Here is a 15,711-nt window from a genome sequence, read left to right as displayed (position 1 = left end):
GTATGTTATAAGAGAAAGGAAGAATGCATAATATTTGCAGTTTAAACCTGCTTACGATATAATCAATCAATATAGAGGTGATGTGTATGTTTAAAATAGGGGAGTTTTCCAAATTGACTCAGGTATCCATCCGAATGTTAAGATATTACGATGAAACCGGGCTGTTAAAGCCAGCGGAAACAGACAAATTTACAAGCTACAGGCTCTATTCCATAGAACAAATTCCTGTTTTGAATAAAATCATATTCTTACGGGATTTAGGATTTTCTGTTTCTGAGATCACGGATGCCCTTGATCATTGGGATGATGAATTTATAGCAAACCGGCTTGACAATAAACGGCTGGAGATTGAGGAGGCGATAAAAGCTGAGTTGGACAGGCTGTCTAAAATTGAACTGGCAAAAAGAGATATTTTACAGGAAAAGATCGGGATCCATTATAATGTTACCATTAAATCAATACCCAGCTGTCAGGTGTTTTCTTTAAGGCGGGTCGTTCCGGATTATTATGCCGAGGGCAGGCTGTGGCAGGAAATGTCGTCCTTTGCAGAGGAAAATAATATTCCGGTTTCAACCAATACCTTTGCAGTTTATCATGACACAGATTATAAGGAAAGGGACGTTGATATTGAAATATGCGCTCCCGTAACCCGCATGGGAAAGGATATGTGCGGTTTTACCTATAGAAATACAGAACCTGTTCCAATCATGGCATGTACTATGGTATATGGGCCTTTTCATAACATAAAGGGTGCATATCTTGCTTTTGCAGGCTGGCTGCAGGCCCATAACCAATACAAAATGAGGGGACAGAGCAGGCAGATTGTCCATCGCGGCCCCTGGAATGAGGGCTGTCCTGACAACTATCTGACTGAAATTCAAATACCATTGGAGAAAATATGAGCTGACAAGCGTTCTGGGGAGTTTGCAGGACGCTTTTTACTTTATAAGAAGTTCCATAAAAGCCCAAAATAGTGTATAATAGAAGGTGAAATAAAGATTTGCATGACAAAAGAGCGAATGAAGATTCGCCATGGCTTTGTACATGAAGTCAGACCAGGAAAGCAGGCAGAAATAAAATAGTAAAGAAAAGCCATTGTTACAAGTATCCCTAAGATAAAAAGCTGCCGTCAGAAAGAAAGGAGAAATGTATGGATAAAAGATTTGGAGGCCAAGAGGATTCGAGCAATCGAAAACCGGAAAATTTCGAAAAACTTCCAAGAAAAAAGCAGATAAAGATGATTTTAAGAGGCATATACCTTATGATAGGAGTGGTACTGGCTGCTTTCTTATTTTCCAACAGCTTTTATACGTTGACCGAGGATAAGGTTGCTGTAGTATGTACCTTTGGTACCCCTGTCAGCGTGACAAAGACGGGACCTCATTTTAAGATTCCATTTATACAGACAGTTTACAAGATGTCAAAAGAAATCAAAGGCATGAGGATCGGCTATGACGAAGAAAATCAATCAACCATCAGTGAATCCGAAATGATCACAAAAGATTTTAATTTTGTTAATGTTGACTTCTATATAGAATATCAGGTGGTTGATCCGGTCAGAGCGTATATTTACCGTGACAATGCTGTGGATATCTTAAAAAATCTTTCCCAGTCTTATATCAGAGATACCGTTGGTATCTATAATGTAGATGAGGTGATCACCACGGGAAAAGCTGAAATACAAGCAAAAGTAAAACAGCTTCTTTCTGAACGGTTGGAAAAAGAAGATATTGGCATCGGTATTAATAACGTAACCATACAGGACTCAGAACCGCCTACAAAGGAAGTCAGCAATGCATTTAAGGCAGTGGAAGATGCAAAGCAGAGTATGGATACGAAGATCAACGAAGCAAAAAAATATCAGTCCGAGCAGCTCCCGGCAGCAAATGCCAGAGCAGATAAAGCAAAAAAGGATGCGGAAGCCTACAAGCAGCAAAGAATTAGTGAAGCAGAAGGTCAGGTATCAAGATTTAACGATATGTACGAGGAATATATAAAGTACCCATTGATTACAAAAAAGAGAATGTTTTACGAGACCATGGAAAATATTCTGCCTTCTTTGAAGGTTATTATCGACGGATCAGATGAAACACAAAAAGTCCTTCCCTTAGAACCCTTTGTGAGCAGTGAGAAAGGAGAAGAAGAATAATGGTTAAAAAAATAAAATATGCAGTTATTATTCTGCTTTTACTATTTATAGGTTTCAATTCCCTTGTTGTCACAAAGGCAGACGAATACACATTAATCAAGCAGTTTGGTAAGGTTATGCGTGTGGAGAATACCGCCGGTCTGTCTTTTAAAACTCCTTTTGTTCAAAGTACACAGAGGATTCCAAGAAAAAAAATGATCTATGATCTCATTCCCAGTGATGTTACGACCAGGGATAAAAAAGTGATGAATGTTGACTCCTTCGTGATCTGGGAAATCACAGATCCGGTTAAATATTTATCTTCGTTAAATGCAAGCATTGAAAAGGCCGAGGTAAGGCTTGACAATGTTGTATATAATTCCATTAAAACGGTTATGTCTGCAACCAGTCAGGAAGATATTATTTCAGGCAGGGCCGGAGAACTTGCAAATGCAATTACAAACAATATAGGAACTTCCATGGACTCTTATGGAATTCACATCCTTGCTGTAGAAACAAAAAAGCTGGATCTGCCAGATTCCAATAAAGAGTCTGTATACCAACGTATGATCTCTGAAAGGAATAATATTGCAGCTCAGTATACAGCAGACGGGGATTATCAGTCTTCTCTGATCCATAACGAAACGGATAAAACAACAAAAGAGACTGTAGCAAAGGCGGAAGCAGAAGCAGAAATGATTAAGGCAGAAGGAGAAGCACAGTATATGCAGATTCTTAGCAACGCATATAATGATGAGTCCAAAGCGGATTTTTACAACTACGTCCGCTCACTGGATGCTTTAAAGGCTTCATTAAAGGGTACCAATAAGACAATTATTTTGAATAAAGACAGTGAACTTGCAAGAATTTTGTCTGGAAATTAACGAAATCTTCAGGGGCTTGAGAGTGCGGAAGATACCTTTTTATTATTGACTCTCACATGGTGTGAGGGTCTACACTGGATTTGCAGGTGAATTAATAATAATATGGAGGTATGAATTATGCAGAATTTTAAGGTAAGCCCTATCGGCAAAATCAACGTGAACCATGAAGGAATGTTTATTGAACTGGAACCAAAGTTTATTCCCGGGCTGCAGGCACTGGACGGATTCAGCCATATCAATGTGATCTGGTGGTTCAGTGATTTTAGCAGCGGGGAAGCAAGAAGTACTCTGGAAACGCCCCAGCCTTATAAAAAAGCTCCGTCTGTCATGGGAGTATTTGCCACCAGGTCACCGGTTCGCCCCAATCCTATTGCGTTAACTGCGGCACAGGTCCTTTATACCGACTTCTCAAAAGGCATCATTCAGATTGCTTATATTGATGCCAATGACGGAACCCCTGTGCTTGATATAAAGCCGTACACACCAAGCCTTGACAGAGTTGAAAAGCCCGGCGTGCCGGATTGGTGCTGCCATTGGCCTGAAAGTTTAGAGGAATCAGGAGAATTTAATTGGGAAAATGAATTTAATTTTTAAGGCATTTCGGCAGTAATCAATAAAAAAACAAACTCTCTTTGGCACAGGAAGGTCAAGACTTTTCCAGAATTTGCCTCCAACTATGAATAAGCGGGACGGATTTGTTGTATACAGGCATTTAAGAATGTGGTAAAATGCAGATATATCAAGATAACCAGGAAATTTAAAGCCCATTTGGCAGCCTTGTAGATATCCTGCTATACAGAAACTATGATGGGTAGCAAAAATTACTCAGCAGAAGATAAGGAGGAGCATATGTTGGATAAGGTGATTACAATTAGCCGGGAGTTTGGAAGCGGAGGACGAGAGCTGGGCATGAAGCTGGCTGAAAGGCTGGAGCTTCCATTCTATGATAAGGAACTGATTTCTTTGTCAGCGGAAGAGATTGATTTGGCGGAGGAGGCAGTTTTGCATTATGACGAACATGTCACAATCCAGCAGGAGCCTTCGGAACAGAAGTTTTATTCTCCCTTTTCTATGGTGTACGAGGTTTCCATGTCAGACCAGATTTTTCTGGCTCAGTCCCGTGTGATACGGAAGCTGGCGGACCAGGGACCTTGTATCATTGTGGGACGCTGTGCGGACAGGGTTCTTGAAAACAGCATTAATTTGTTTGTATATGCCAAGATGGAAAACAGGATTAAACGGATAAATTCTCTTGAAACAGGCGTAAGTCCTGAATTGATGGAGGAAAGGATCCGGGAAATAGATAATAAGCGAAAGGATTACTACCAGTATTACACGGGATGCGAATGGGGGAAGGCTCAGAATTACCACCTTTGTCTGGAAAGCAGCCTGGTAGGGGTGGAAGGCTGCCTAAATGCTTCCATGGCTTATTTACAATGCTTCGTTTAAATACAGTAAAGCGAATTGCGTTCAAATCATAAAATGGAAAATTTTGGAAGGAAATGTAAGAATATTGTAAACGATAGCTTCCAAAATGGATGGTATAATGTAACAAAAAAAGGAGTGTTAGGAAATGATGAAATGGGCAGGAAAAGGATATAAAGGTCTTATTGCAGCCGTTCTTGTCATTGCATTGGCGGCGTCTTCCAATGTTACAGGGTATGCAGAGCCCATAACCGGTCCGGGTGCCAACATTGCCGCAGGCAATTCCGGTTCCACGAATAATGTGACCATATATGTGAGCAAGAGAACAAAGACGCTTTCTCTAAAGCAGAATGGAGTCCTGATCGCGGAATATCCGGTTTCTCTGGGCGCGTCCTCGTCGGAAGGAAATAAAAAGATAGAGGGCGATATGAGAACACCCAGCGGGGAGTTCTATGTATGCACCAGAAATGATAAGAGTGTAGCTTATCTGGCATTGGGCCTTTCCTATCCGGCCATTAAAGATGCGGAAAGAGGATATGCTGACGGTATTATCACAGAAGCCCAGAGAGATGAAATCGTGAAAGCCAATTTAGAAGGAAGGCAGCCGCCTTGGGATACGCCCCTTGGAGGTGCCATAATGATTCATGGCTGCAGGGTTCCTGACGGAACCACCCAGGGCTGTGTGGCAGTGGACAACAGTACCATGGATGTTTTATGGAGTTACTGCAATTTAGGCGTACCGGTTACTATAGGACCATAAGAAAATTTCCCCAAATATGCGGTTTTAAGCCGTTTTTGGGGATTTTTTCAATGTCTGTCCTTGTATTATAACGGCCGTTGTACTATAATAGACGAAATTATGATAAATTACGGAAGACAGAGGTGAGGAAGACCCATGCATTTTTCAGAGAGAATGAATCGTTTTGGAGAAGGCATCTTTTCCAAACTGCTGGAAATAAAGAGGCAGAAAGAAGAAAAGGGAGAACCGGTAATTGATTTAGGCGTGGGCGCACCGAATATTCCGCCGGCAAAGCACATAACAGACGCATTGTGCCGGGCGGCGGCTGATCCGAAAAATTACGTATATGCCATCCGGGACCAAAAGGAGCTTTTAGAGGCTGCGGCCCAATGGTATCACAGAAGATATGGAGTAGATTTAGACCCCTCTCTTGAGATCTGTTCTTTGCTGGGTTCTCAGGAAGGACTTGCCCATATTGCCCTTTCTGTTGTGGATGAAGGCGATGTGGTGCTTGTTCCGGACCCCTGTTATCCGGTGTTTGCGGACGGCCCTGTGCTGGCAGGAGCCAGCCTTTTTTACATGGCTCAGAAACGGGAGAACGGTTATCTCATCGATTTTAAGGACATTCCGGAAGAGGTTGCAAAAAAGGCAAAGCTCATGATCGTTTCTTATCCCAACAATCCCACTGCTGCCGTTGCCCCGGATTCTTTTTATGAGGAACTGGTGGCCTTTGCCAGGGAGCATGATATTCTGGTCCTTCACGACAATGCTTACAGCGAGCTGGTTTTTGACGGCAGGGAATGCGGGAGCTTTCTCAAATTTCCCGGAGCAAAAGAGGTGGGGGTGGAATTTAATTCCCTTTCCAAAACCTATGGACTGGCAGGTGCCAGGATCGGTTTTTGTTTGGGAAACAGAGAGGTTGTCGGCAGATTAAAAACCCTTAAATCCAATATGGACTACGGGATGTTTCTTCCCATCCAACAGGCGGCCATTGCAGCCATCACTGGCGACCAGAGTTGTGTCCGGGAGACCAGACACGCTTATGAACGGCGCAGGAATGCTCTCTGTGACAGCATGACCCGGATCGGCTGGAGGATGGAAAAACCGGAGGCGACCATGTTTGTGTGGGCCAGGATACCAAAAGGGTTTGATGACTCCTTCTCATTTGCCATGGAGCTGGCAGAAAAGTCAGGGGTTTTGGTAACTCCCGGCAGCGCTTTTGGGCCTTCTGGGGAGGGATATGCAAGACTGGCCCTTGTCCAGGATGAAGAAGTGCTTAAGAAAGCCGCCGAAATGGTGGAAAAAAGCGGAATTTTGAGGAAACAGCCATGAAAAAGAAAAGAATATGGACGGTAGTGACCCTGCTTTATGTCCTGTTCATATTTTCCAATTCCATGAAACCATCGGAAATCTCATCAGCTGACAGCGGCTGGGTGCTTCGGGTGGTTCAGGAAGCATTCGTATCCCTGGGGATCAGTGCCGGGTGGCTGACAGAGCACATTATCCGCAAAGCAGGGCATTTTTCAGAATACACCTTATTGGGGATATTGCTGTATGGATGCGTAAAGTCCTATGAATTTCCGGCAGAAAGAAGATATTTTATCCGTTTTACGGCAGGTTTTATGGTACCCTTTGTGGATGAGACCATCCAGTTGATGGTAGAGGGGCGTTCGGGACAGATATCTGATGTATGGCTGGATTGCGGGGGAGTGGCTTTCGGAATACTGTTGGCCGCTTTATCGCTACAATATAGAAGAAAGTCGGGAAAAGTATGATAAAAAATTATCGAATGGTCCTGGAATATGACGGAAGCCGCTATGACGGCTGGCAGAAGCAGGGAAATACAGAACAAACGATACAGGGAAAAGTGGAACATGTTTTAGAGCGGATGACCGGACAGGCAGTGGAGGTACATGGGTCGGGACGGACGGACGCAGGGGTGCATGCATTGGCCCAGGTGGCAAATTTTTACTCAGATGTGAAAATGAAGCCGGAGGAAGTAAAGGAATATCTAAACCAGTACCTTCCCGAGGACATTCGGGTGAATACGGTGGAATTTGCACAGGAACGCTTTCACAGCCGCCTTCATGCCCAGGAAAAAACGTATCTCTACCGGATCGAGACAGGCGCAAAAAAGCAGGTGTTTGAAAGAAAATACATTTATGGCTTATCCAAGACTCTTAATATAAAGGCCATGGAACAGGCCGCCTCCTTGCTCATAGGAGAACATGATTTTAAAAGCTTTTGCTCTAACAGGAAGATGAAAAAATCTACGGTCAGAGTTTTAAACAGAATTGAATTCCAACAGCAGGGAAGCCGTGTTCTGATACGGTATACCGGAAACGGCTTTTTATATAATATGGTCAGGATCTTAACTGGAACCTTAATTGAGGTGGGGTTAGGGCAGCGTAAGGCAGAAGAATTGAAGGAAATCCTGGAGGCAAAGGACCGGAGTGCAGCAGGGTTTACGGCGCCGCCGGAAGGGCTTTTTCTTGAACAGGTGCGCTATAAAGAGTCAAATACTCCACAATAAGCTGCGGGGTATTGCCTTTTCGGGAGTAATAGATGGTAAAGGAGTTATATGACAGAATTTTTGGTTAGGACATTTGTAAAGGATTATAAAAATACAGAAGATACGCAGGTGCGGACCCGGTACGGACTTATGGCCAGTGTTGTGGGGATCTGCTGCAATGTCATATTGTTTGTCTCCAAGCTTTTTATTGGAATGCTGGTAAACAGTATCTCTGTTATGGCAGATGCTTTTAACAACCTTTCTGATGCCGCTTCTTCCATTGTGGGATTTGTTGGTGTGAAAATGGCCGGAAAGCCGGCAGATGAAGACCATCCCTTCGGACACGGAAGAGTGGAGTACATTGCTGCTTTTATTGTGGCCTTTTTGGTCATTCAGGTGGGCTTTTCTTTTTTAAAGACCTCCATTGAAAAAATCATTCATCCGGAAGAGATGACGTTTAAGGCCGTGTCTTTGGCCATTTTACTGTTATCTGTCTGTATAAAGCTGTGGATGGCGCTTTTTAACAATACTTTGGGAAAAAGGATCCATTCCACTGTCATGAAGGCCACAGCAGCGGATTCCCTTGGAGATGTGATCACTACTTCAGCCACCATCCTGTCCATCCTGGTTTATGGAATATTGGGACTTAATATTGACGGGATCATAGGGCTTGTGGTTTCCTGTATTGTCATGTGGGCAGGAGTGAAGATTGCCAAAGATACTCTTACCCCGCTCATTGGAGAACCCATTGATCCCAAGTTATATGATGAGATCACGGAATTTGTAGAAAGCTATGACGGGATCGTAGGAACCCACGATTTAATTGTTCATAACTACGGCCCTTCCAGAAGCATGGCATCCATTCATGCGGAGGTGCCTAATGATGTTAATATAGAAGTATCCCATGAGATTATTGATGCCATTGAAAGAGAAGCAGTAAGAAAATTTGGGATATTTCTTGTGATCCATATGGATCCGGTGGAAACAAAGGATTCCAGGGTCATGGAATTTGGCAGCATGCTGGAAAATGTGCTCCAGAAAATAGATCCCAGGATTTCTTTCCACGATTTACGTATGGTGGAAGGAAAGAACAAGATCAGCCTGATTTTCGATCTGGTGGTTCCACGGGAATATGACAAGAACAAGAAAGATTGTCTAAAGGAAGAAGTCACGAAAAAGGTAACTGAAATAGATAAACGGTGCTGTCTGATCATAACGGCGGAAAGCGGTTTTGGGGTGGAAAAATAAGGTAATAAAAATTTTCCAGTTTATGCAATAAGATGACAGTATTCCGCATTAACTTAGTAGAAAGGAAATCGGATCCATGCTATTTATGGGATTGATGAGCCTTGGCGGGCCTGAGGATTACGGCCGTTTGAGCGACGAAGAGCTTCTTAGAAAAGTTGCAGTTGGAGACCAGGAGGCCTTTCGGCAGCTATATCAGAATACGGACCGGACAATGTATAGCTTTATCCTGTCCATTGTAAGGCACCCCCAGGATGCGGAGGAGATCATGCAGGAGGTCTATCTTAAGATCTGGACTTCTGCGTCAGGCTATAAATCCCAGGGGAAGCCTTTGGCATGGATGTTTACCATTGCCCGGAATTTATGCTATATGAAATTTCGGGAACAAAAACATGATTCGGATGTTACGCTGGAGGATTTAACCGGAGCAGAAACGGGAGAAGTCTGCTCAGAAATTGAAATGGCGGCAGATAAAATGGTGCTTCTGGCCGCTTTGCAGATTCTTAAGGAAGAGGAGAGGGAGATCGTTCTCCTTCATACCTCAGGAGGCATGAAGCACAGAGAGATTGCCGCCAGCCTTAAGATTCCTTTGGCTACAGCCCTTTCCAGATATAACCGTGCAATGAAAAAATTGGAAAATTATTTGAGAGAGGAGTAGGCTTTGATATGGCTGACTTAGATCGCAGACAATTGAATAGACAACAGATTGAAGCCTGCTTAAAATCTGCGGCCAGGAACTTAACTCCTAATGTTCTGGAACGGATTGACTTGAGTACGCCTCAGATAAAGGCAGAGAAGGAAACCCGTTCTGTTTTCTTCTTAAGGCAGAGAATTCTTGCAACCTTGGTGGCTGCATGCTTTTGCATGATCGCCCTGGCTGGGGGAACCTATACTTATCAGAATGGAAAAGTGGATTCGGTCATTGGAATCGATGTAAATCCGAGTGTGGAATTATCCGTGAATAAAAGAAATAAGGTCCTGTCAGCAAAGGCTCTTAATGAGGACGCGGAAAGCATCATGCAGGACATGGATTTAAAGGGTGTGGACTTAAATACGGCCGTCAATGCTGTGATCGGTGCCATGGTTACCCATGGGTTTTTCAGCGACCTGGATAATGCTGTCCTGGTCACCGTATCCAATGACAGCATCAGCAAGGCTTCCAGCTTACGCTTTGCAGTGGTAAATGACATCCAGAATACCCTGGAGCAAAACCAGTTAAAGGCAGTGGTATATGACCAGCAGGTGATGGAAGAGGACGAAGTAAAACGGCTGGCAGAGGAATATAATATCTCTTACGGAAAAGCTTACTTTTTAAGGGAACTGATCCTGCAGAATTCTTCCCTTACCATGGAAGACATGAGGGAGCTGGCCCCTCTGACAATGGAAGAAATCGCGAAAGTGATAACAGAACGCTCTTATGCGGTAGGCGGCAAGACAGGTGCAGAGGAGGAAACCAGCCAGGCACACACGACCCAGGTTACCACCACAGCGGCTCCTGAAACGGCGGAGGAAAGCTCTGCTTCAGAGGAGTCCACAACAACGGCTTCTTCCTCAGAAACGGAAAGCCAGACTCCGGTGCAGCCTTCCCAGACCCAGCCGGCTACGACCGCGACTGCCACGGCAGAAGAAACCAGCTCAGGGGAGGAAGTTTCTTCAACGGAAAAGATCAAGATAGACTATGTGGACTATGACAGCGGTGTTGTCATGGTAAACTTTAAAACCAAAGTAAAGTGGAAAAATCCCACGGTTTCAGTAAACGACGGAGATGGGAATGCTTATTCCGCCAAGGTGGGAGATACGGATTCCTATTCCTGTGAGATCCATGTAACAGGTCTTCAAGGGGGAATGGAATATACCTTTACCTTAGGCGGCATTTCTCCTAAGATCGGAAAGCAGACAACGGTTAAGGGAGTTTTTGAAACGCCTGTGATCGGAGACGGAAATGCAGATCCGGATATAACGGAAGAAGAGAGCGAAGAGACGGAGCAGACGGACCCAGCCATGGAAAGCACGTCTGAGACAACAAAGGATGAGACGGAAACAGGAAAGAATCCTTCCCAGGAAGAAACACATACATCAAAAAGCCAGGAAGAGCCAACGAAAACGGGCAGCTCTTCCTGATGAGCAGCGTTTGGAAATATCTTTTTAAAATGTTAAAAAATGCTTGACCGGAGTGGAAAGCTATAGTATAATACATTCGTTGCACTGATGGGCTATCGCCAAATGGTAAGGCAACGGACTCTGACTCCGTCATTTCAAGGTTCGAATCCTTGTAGCCCAGTGATTAAAATAAACCAGTAATTACAAGGAGATTCTTGTACTTACTGGTTTTTTCGTGTTTGTATTGATTTTAATTCAATGCTTCGATCAGTGAAATCAGAGCCAATGACTGTCCGTAGGCCATGGGGCGAATGGTAATATTTTTATAATGATCTGCATCATAGCCCATTCCGGTTCCTGCGGAAACATTTAAAACGGTTCCATCTTCTCCTATGTTTTTGCATATCGCTTTTATTGCCCGGTCTGCACATTCATGGTATGATTCATCGAGAATGCCCATTTTTATCCCTTTTAATATACCGCCGGCGATTGCTCCCGTACCGGATACTTCTTCGTAGCTTGCAGGATCCATAAGGACGGTATTCCATAAACCAGATGGGGCCTGTAAGTCTTTTAAAGCATTTACCTGGGCTTTATAGGTATCTGTCAGGTAAGTGAGAAGACCTTTATCAAGAGTTCCTTCATAGGACTCAATAAACTCCAGAATTCCATAGGTAAACCAGGAATTGCCTCTGCACCAGAAGATTCCTCCGAAATTATTATTTAACGGAAAACTCCAGCCGTGATAAAATAATCCCGTATGTTTGTCGTATAAGTATTTGATATGTAATAATACCTGATGAAGAGCCTCGCTGATCCACTCCTGATTCTGGAACCGATGGCCCATTTTATTTAAAAACAGAACTGCCATGAATAACGTATCAATCCACATTTCCCCATGGTTTAACAGGACGCCGTCCCGGTTTCCGATGGCAGTTACCACATGCTGGAAGCCGCCTTCCTTTGTTTTTGGAAGCCCGGTCATCAGCCAGCGGGCGTGATCCAGACATAACTTTTCGTATTCCGGGTTTTTAAGAGTATCAAGCAGTTCGGCTAAAACCAGATAGGGGGCAGTGGTATTGATATTTTTACTGGGAAGTTCTTTCTTTAAATTGTTTTCAAACCAGTTATCAAAAAATTCTAAGTAACGGTTATCTCCGTAAAACCTTTGAAGCTTTAAAAGGCCATAGAGGCCTACGCCCTGAGGCCAGTCCCATTCTTCGATGCCAAAATCTCTGGCAATGATGCCCCGGCTTGCGTCCTCCTTTCCTACGGAGCGGTCGTTTTCATAGTCGCCCCCTCCCAGATTCATCAGTTTGTCCATCACAAGATGGATTTTTGGCAGTAATTCTTTGTTTGTCATGTCATTCTCCTCCGTTTAACTTTTTAGCATATGCGCTAGGTGTCATCCCCGTGTTTTTTTTGAAAATCTGGCTGAAATACTGGGGATTATTTCCACATCCCACCTGCTGGGCAACCCATTGAATTTGTTCGGTATGGCCTTCTGCCAATAACTGCTTGGCTTTTTGGATGCGCAGGGTAGTAATGTAGTTTGAGAATTTTTGTTTTGTTTCCTTGCTGAACCGTTTGCTGACATAATCCACATTCATGAAAAGGTAACTTTCAGCGATGCATTTCAATGTAAGATTGGGATTATCCAGATGTTCTTCTACATACTGCATGACCTTTTCAATAAAAGGACTGTATCGCTGAGAATGGCTGGACGGTTCTTTTAAAACCTCGTTAAGTTTTTCACATAACATGGCGCGGATGCCGGAAGTTTCATTCTGCTGGTTTAAATCCATTAAATATTCCGTAGTGTCTACGGATGAAAGATAGCTGCTTTCCGTAGCAAATTTAATTAGAATCCGTGAACCTGCCTGCTTTAAAAAGTCGGGGTTAGTGATGTCGTTTAAAATTGCAGTAAGTTCATCCAGACGTGATTTCAGCGCTGAACCGTCTGCATGAATCAAAAGTGTGGTCAGCTCTTCGATTTTGGAAATCAAATTTTTATAATTGCAGGTGGGGACCGGCTGCAGTCCATTCATAAAATAGATGATTCCGTAACGTTTGATCTTTGTAATCAGGGTTTCTAAAAGCTTTCCCAGGCCTGAAAAGGTAAAACGTTTATAATCCAGTTCCACAGATTGTGCTTTCGGATTTAAGCTTTGCATGAAGGAATCCAATGGATCATAGGAGACCTGGTATCCTTCAAAAAACAGAATCAGGGAGTTTCTTACATAGATACAGTATAATTCGATACCAGGTGCATGTTCGGCCATGTAATCGTAAATGCAGCTTAAAACAGAGATAAAATGATCTTCTTCCAGATAGTGGAGAAAACACATTTCATATCCTGTATTATAGAAATCCATAAACCCGGAATAGGCGTTCCAGACAAATTCTGCAGGTTCAGGCAGAAAAATCATTTCGTTGATTATATTTGCCAGAATGCTGTGGTGTAAGTTGGCAGTCAGCGCCTTCTGGCGTTCTCTCAAATCCTGAAACGCCTGGCGGTGATAGTATTCCTGGATCACATCCCGCATGCTTTCCATGATTTGCTCCTCATTGCATGGCTTGAGAAGATAATGATGAACCCGGTATTTCATCGCCTGTTTTGCATATTCAAATTCTCCAAAGCCAGACAGAAGGATAAACTGGGTATCCATATCGGCCTGGGAAATACGTTCTACCAATTCCAATCCAGACAGGCCGGGCATCCGAATGTCAGTCATAACAATGTCAGGCGATTCATCAAGAATCATGTTATAGGCCTCAATGCCGTCGCGGCAGGTTCCGATCAGTTCGATGCCCAGGCTGTTCCAGTCAATGAGGGAAGAAATAGACTCCCGGATCATTCGTTCATCATCAGCAATAATTAATTTCAGCATTTGCGCTCTCCTTTCGTATCAGAAATGGCATGAAGAGTAGGATTTAAGGGAAAAGATAGCTGGGCGACGGCCTGGTCTTCCTCATTATAGAGGGTAAGTCCGTAGTTCTCCCCATAAGTAAGCTCCATTCGCTCCAGAATATTTAAAAGACCGATTCCAAAACCATGAGGTTCAATTTTGTGTGTTTTCAGTTTCTTTAAAAGGTCGTCTTCAAAAAAGGAACTGTTATTTTTAACAGAAACAAAAAGGGTGGAACCATCTGATTCAGCTACAATCTGAATCCGGCATTCCTCCGTATTTTCCTCCAATCCATAGCGGATGGCATTTTCCACCAGTGGCTGGAGAGTCAGTTTCAGCACAGCACATCCGAAGAGATGCTGGGGAGCGGATATCTCATATTCCAGCCTGTCCTCATACCGGTATTTCTGGATTGTCATATAGCATTGCACAAGCTCCAGCTCCCGGCTTAAAGGAACTTCTTTGTATTTCTGGTCCAGAGTAATGCGAAGGAGAGTGCCCAGGGATTCTGTCATGGAAGAAATATCTTTTGCCCCAATGGTCTTTGCCCTCCAGTTGATGGATTCCAGGGTGTTGTACAAAAAGTGAGGATTCATCTGAGTTTCCAGGGCTTTTAGCTGGGCTTCTTTTATCAGGATTTCATTTAAGTAGTTGGTCCGGATCAGTTGGTTTACTTTATTAACCATCTGGTCGAAGCAGGAGTGCAGAATGCCCAATTCATCGGTACGTTTGCTGTAATCGTAGGAAATCTGCGGTGTTTCGGTCTGCCCTGCCGCAAAGCGTTCCATTTTTAATAGCAGATTGTCAAAATGCCTTGTAATAGAATCAATCAAAGCAGAGGAGAGCAGGATGGCCAGCCCTATGGAGACTGTAATGATTGTCAGGCAGATTTTTAAGCTGGTACGGAGGGAATCCGCGATGCTTCCATATGGTATCAGACAAACATAATCCCAGTCAAATTCCGGTATGATACCTTTTACGTAAAAGAAGCTGTTTCCATCAGGATTTACAAGACCGTATCTGGAATGGAAAAAGTTTTCAAAAAGTGGCATCTCGTTGGCCTTTAAACTGGAGGAGTTATAGATCAAGTCCTCCTGACCGTAAAGAATATAACGGGTGTCATCATAAAAGTGGCTGGTGCCGGTGGCTGCCTTGATCAGTCCGTCAATATTTAAGCTGACAACAAGCGTTCCCAGAGAATCAAGACTTAAATATTCCGACCTCCGCAGATTCTTGACCATAAACAGGCCGTATTCATCGCTGTAGTCGGTAATCCAGAGAGTACGTCCCTTTGCATTTTCGCCTCTTGTGACAAGGTCCTGAGTGACGGCTTCCGGAAGAGTATTTTCCGCTGAGATATGGGTATGAATGGAAAACCGATCCTGATATAGACTCATAAAGTTAATATTGTTTTTCCGGAAGGAAAAATAATATTCATTTAAAGTTCCGTAAAGAGCTTTGTATGCAATGGTACGGTCCTGAACGCTGGAAGAATCCTTTAAAGTCCCAAGTCCGTTTTGGATAATGGTATCAGCCAGAAACATATCGGCCATGGTGGAAACATTGTCCAGCCGGTTATTCAGCTCTTTGGCAGTATAGGATAAGGAGGAGGCCACAGATTGATAGAGCACTTTTTGGTGGGCCTTGGAAACCAGATGAATACTGAACAGAGAAACGAAGGCCAAAAGGATAATGCAAAGAAATACAATAGAATGAATCTTCTTTTTTAAAGAGAGATTTCTGATAAACTGCTTCATAAAGAACCGCCT

The 15,711-nt window shown here is 43.5% G+C and carries 15 protein-coding genes and 1 tRNA gene; 13 read left to right on the top strand and 3 right to left on the bottom strand.

Annotated features, from left to right (window positions below; translation table 11 throughout):
- Window positions 1-86 precede the first annotated feature (86 nt).
- From K401_RS0103810 to K401_RS0103750, 13 genes are all read left to right on the top strand, one after another.
- Window positions 87-902: a MerR family transcriptional regulator gene (locus K401_RS0103810; RefSeq protein WP_024291727.1), complete on the top strand. Its 816-nt coding sequence runs from the start codon at window positions 87-89 to the stop codon at window positions 900-902.
- A 248-nt stretch (window positions 903-1,150) separates the two neighbouring features.
- Window positions 1,151-2,149 carry an FtsH protease activity modulator HflK gene (hflK, locus tag K401_RS0103805; protein ID WP_024291726.1) on the top strand — a complete coding sequence of 333 codons (999 nt, stop codon included), beginning with the start codon at window positions 1,151-1,153 and terminating at the stop codon, window positions 2,147-2,149.
- A complete protein-coding gene (hflC, locus tag K401_RS0103800) occupies window positions 2,149-3,012 on the top strand; it encodes a protease modulator HflC (protein WP_024291725.1) in 864 nt (287 codons plus the stop codon). Before hflK ends, hflC begins: the two co-directional genes overlap by 1 nt.
- Window positions 3,013-3,129: 117 nt before the next feature.
- Window positions 3,130-3,606: an SAM-dependent methyltransferase gene (locus tag K401_RS0103795; RefSeq protein ID WP_024291724.1), complete on the top strand. Its 477-nt coding sequence runs from the start codon at window positions 3,130-3,132 to the stop codon at window positions 3,604-3,606.
- A 258-nt stretch (window positions 3,607-3,864) separates the two neighbouring features.
- Complete coding sequence (locus tag K401_RS0103790; RefSeq protein WP_024291723.1) at window positions 3,865-4,461, top strand: cytidylate kinase-like family protein; 597 nt, start codon at window positions 3,865-3,867, stop codon at window positions 4,459-4,461.
- Window positions 4,462-4,585: 124 nt separating this feature from the next.
- Window positions 4,586-5,197, top strand: coding sequence for a L,D-transpeptidase family protein (locus tag K401_RS0103785; RefSeq protein WP_024291722.1), 612 nt, complete (start codon window positions 4,586-4,588; stop codon window positions 5,195-5,197).
- Between the two features lie 135 nt (window positions 5,198-5,332).
- Window positions 5,333-6,508 carry an aminotransferase class I/II-fold pyridoxal phosphate-dependent enzyme gene (locus K401_RS0103780; RefSeq protein WP_024291721.1) on the top strand — a complete coding sequence of 392 codons (1,176 nt, stop codon included), beginning with the start codon at window positions 5,333-5,335 and terminating at the stop codon, window positions 6,506-6,508.
- Window positions 6,505-6,951 carry a VanZ family protein gene (locus tag K401_RS0103775; RefSeq protein WP_024291720.1) on the top strand — a complete coding sequence of 149 codons (447 nt, stop codon included), beginning with the start codon at window positions 6,505-6,507 and terminating at the stop codon, window positions 6,949-6,951. Before K401_RS0103780 ends, K401_RS0103775 begins: the two co-directional genes overlap by 4 nt.
- On the top strand, window positions 6,948-7,709 hold the full coding sequence (truA, locus tag K401_RS0103770) for a tRNA pseudouridine(38-40) synthase TruA (RefSeq protein ID WP_024291719.1): 762 nt from the start codon (window positions 6,948-6,950) through the stop codon (window positions 7,707-7,709). Before K401_RS0103775 ends, truA begins: the two co-directional genes overlap by 4 nt.
- A 48-nt stretch (window positions 7,710-7,757) precedes the next feature.
- Window positions 7,758-8,936, top strand: a complete 1,179-nt coding sequence (locus tag K401_RS0103765) for a cation diffusion facilitator family transporter (RefSeq protein ID WP_024291718.1) — start codon at window positions 7,758-7,760, stop codon at window positions 8,934-8,936.
- 76 nt (window positions 8,937-9,012) lie between these two features.
- Entirely contained in the window at window positions 9,013-9,591 is a 579-nt protein-coding gene (locus K401_RS0103760) for an RNA polymerase sigma factor (protein WP_034619966.1), read from the top strand.
- An 8-nt stretch (window positions 9,592-9,599) separates the two neighbouring features.
- Complete coding sequence (locus tag K401_RS0103755) at window positions 9,600-11,054, top strand: anti-sigma-I factor RsgI family protein (protein WP_024291716.1); 1,455 nt, start codon at window positions 9,600-9,602, stop codon at window positions 11,052-11,054.
- 88 nt (window positions 11,055-11,142) lie between these two features.
- Window positions 11,143-11,214, top strand: a tRNA-Gln gene (locus K401_RS0103750).
- Window positions 11,215-11,283: 69 nt separating this feature from the next.
- Here the strand turns inward: K401_RS0103750 and K401_RS0103745 are convergent.
- From K401_RS0103745 to K401_RS0103735, 3 genes are read right to left on the bottom strand one after another with little or no spacing between them, the layout of a single operon-like run.
- Window positions 11,284-12,396 (bottom strand): glycoside hydrolase family 88/105 protein, encoded by a 1,113-nt coding sequence (locus tag K401_RS0103745; protein ID WP_024291715.1) that lies wholly within the window; start codon window positions 12,394-12,396, stop codon window positions 11,284-11,286.
- A 1-nt stretch (window position 12,397) separates the two neighbouring features.
- Complete coding sequence (locus K401_RS0103740; protein WP_024291714.1) at window positions 12,398-13,924, bottom strand: response regulator transcription factor; 1,527 nt, start codon at window positions 13,922-13,924, stop codon at window positions 12,398-12,400.
- On the bottom strand, window positions 13,918-15,699 hold the full coding sequence (locus K401_RS0103735) for a sensor histidine kinase (RefSeq protein WP_024291713.1): 1,782 nt from the start codon (window positions 15,697-15,699) through the stop codon (window positions 13,918-13,920). Before K401_RS0103735 ends, K401_RS0103740 begins: the two co-directional genes overlap by 7 nt.
- Window positions 15,700-15,711: the final 12 nt, after the last annotated feature.

The sequence above is a fragment of the Lacrimispora indolis DSM 755 genome, from assembly GCF_000526995.1.
Classification (GTDB): Bacteria; Bacillota; Clostridia; order Lachnospirales; family Lachnospiraceae; genus Lacrimispora; species Lacrimispora indolis.
The sequence above is the reverse complement of the archived record's forward strand: the minus strand, read 5'-3'. Positions and strand labels throughout refer to the sequence as shown.

What these genes read in the sequence shown, in the direction of transcription:
- K401_RS0103745 (WP_024291715.1), bottom strand. Translation starts at nt 12,396, where the DNA reads ATGACAAACAAAGAATTACTGCCAAAAATCCATCTTGTGATGGACAAA.
- K401_RS0103810 (WP_024291727.1), top strand. Translation starts at nt 87, where the DNA reads ATGTTTAAAATAGGGGAGTTTTCCAAATTGACTCAGGTATCCATCCGA.
- K401_RS0103735 (WP_024291713.1), bottom strand. Translation starts at nt 15,699, where the DNA reads ATGAAGCAGTTTATCAGAAATCTCTCTTTAAAAAAGAAGATTCATTCT.
- K401_RS0103755 (WP_024291716.1), top strand. Translation starts at nt 9,600, where the DNA reads ATGGCTGACTTAGATCGCAGACAATTGAATAGACAACAGATTGAAGCC.
- K401_RS0103765 (WP_024291718.1), top strand. Translation starts at nt 7,758, where the DNA reads ATGACAGAATTTTTGGTTAGGACATTTGTAAAGGATTATAAAAATACA.
- K401_RS0103785 (WP_024291722.1), top strand. Translation starts at nt 4,586, where the DNA reads ATGATGAAATGGGCAGGAAAAGGATATAAAGGTCTTATTGCAGCCGTT.
- K401_RS0103740 (WP_024291714.1), bottom strand. Translation starts at nt 13,924, where the DNA reads ATGCTGAAATTAATTATTGCTGATGATGAACGAATGATCCGGGAGTCT.
- truA (WP_024291719.1), top strand. Translation starts at nt 6,948, where the DNA reads ATGATAAAAAATTATCGAATGGTCCTGGAATATGACGGAAGCCGCTAT.
- K401_RS0103795 (WP_024291724.1), top strand. Translation starts at nt 3,130, where the DNA reads ATGCAGAATTTTAAGGTAAGCCCTATCGGCAAAATCAACGTGAACCAT.
- K401_RS0103775 (WP_024291720.1), top strand. Translation starts at nt 6,505, where the DNA reads ATGAAAAAGAAAAGAATATGGACGGTAGTGACCCTGCTTTATGTCCTG.
- hflC (WP_024291725.1), top strand. Translation starts at nt 2,149, where the DNA reads ATGGTTAAAAAAATAAAATATGCAGTTATTATTCTGCTTTTACTATTT.
- K401_RS0103760 (WP_034619966.1), top strand. Translation starts at nt 9,013, where the DNA reads ATGCTATTTATGGGATTGATGAGCCTTGGCGGGCCTGAGGATTACGGC.
- hflK (WP_024291726.1), top strand. Translation starts at nt 1,151, where the DNA reads ATGGATAAAAGATTTGGAGGCCAAGAGGATTCGAGCAATCGAAAACCG.
- K401_RS0103780 (WP_024291721.1), top strand. Translation starts at nt 5,333, where the DNA reads ATGCATTTTTCAGAGAGAATGAATCGTTTTGGAGAAGGCATCTTTTCC.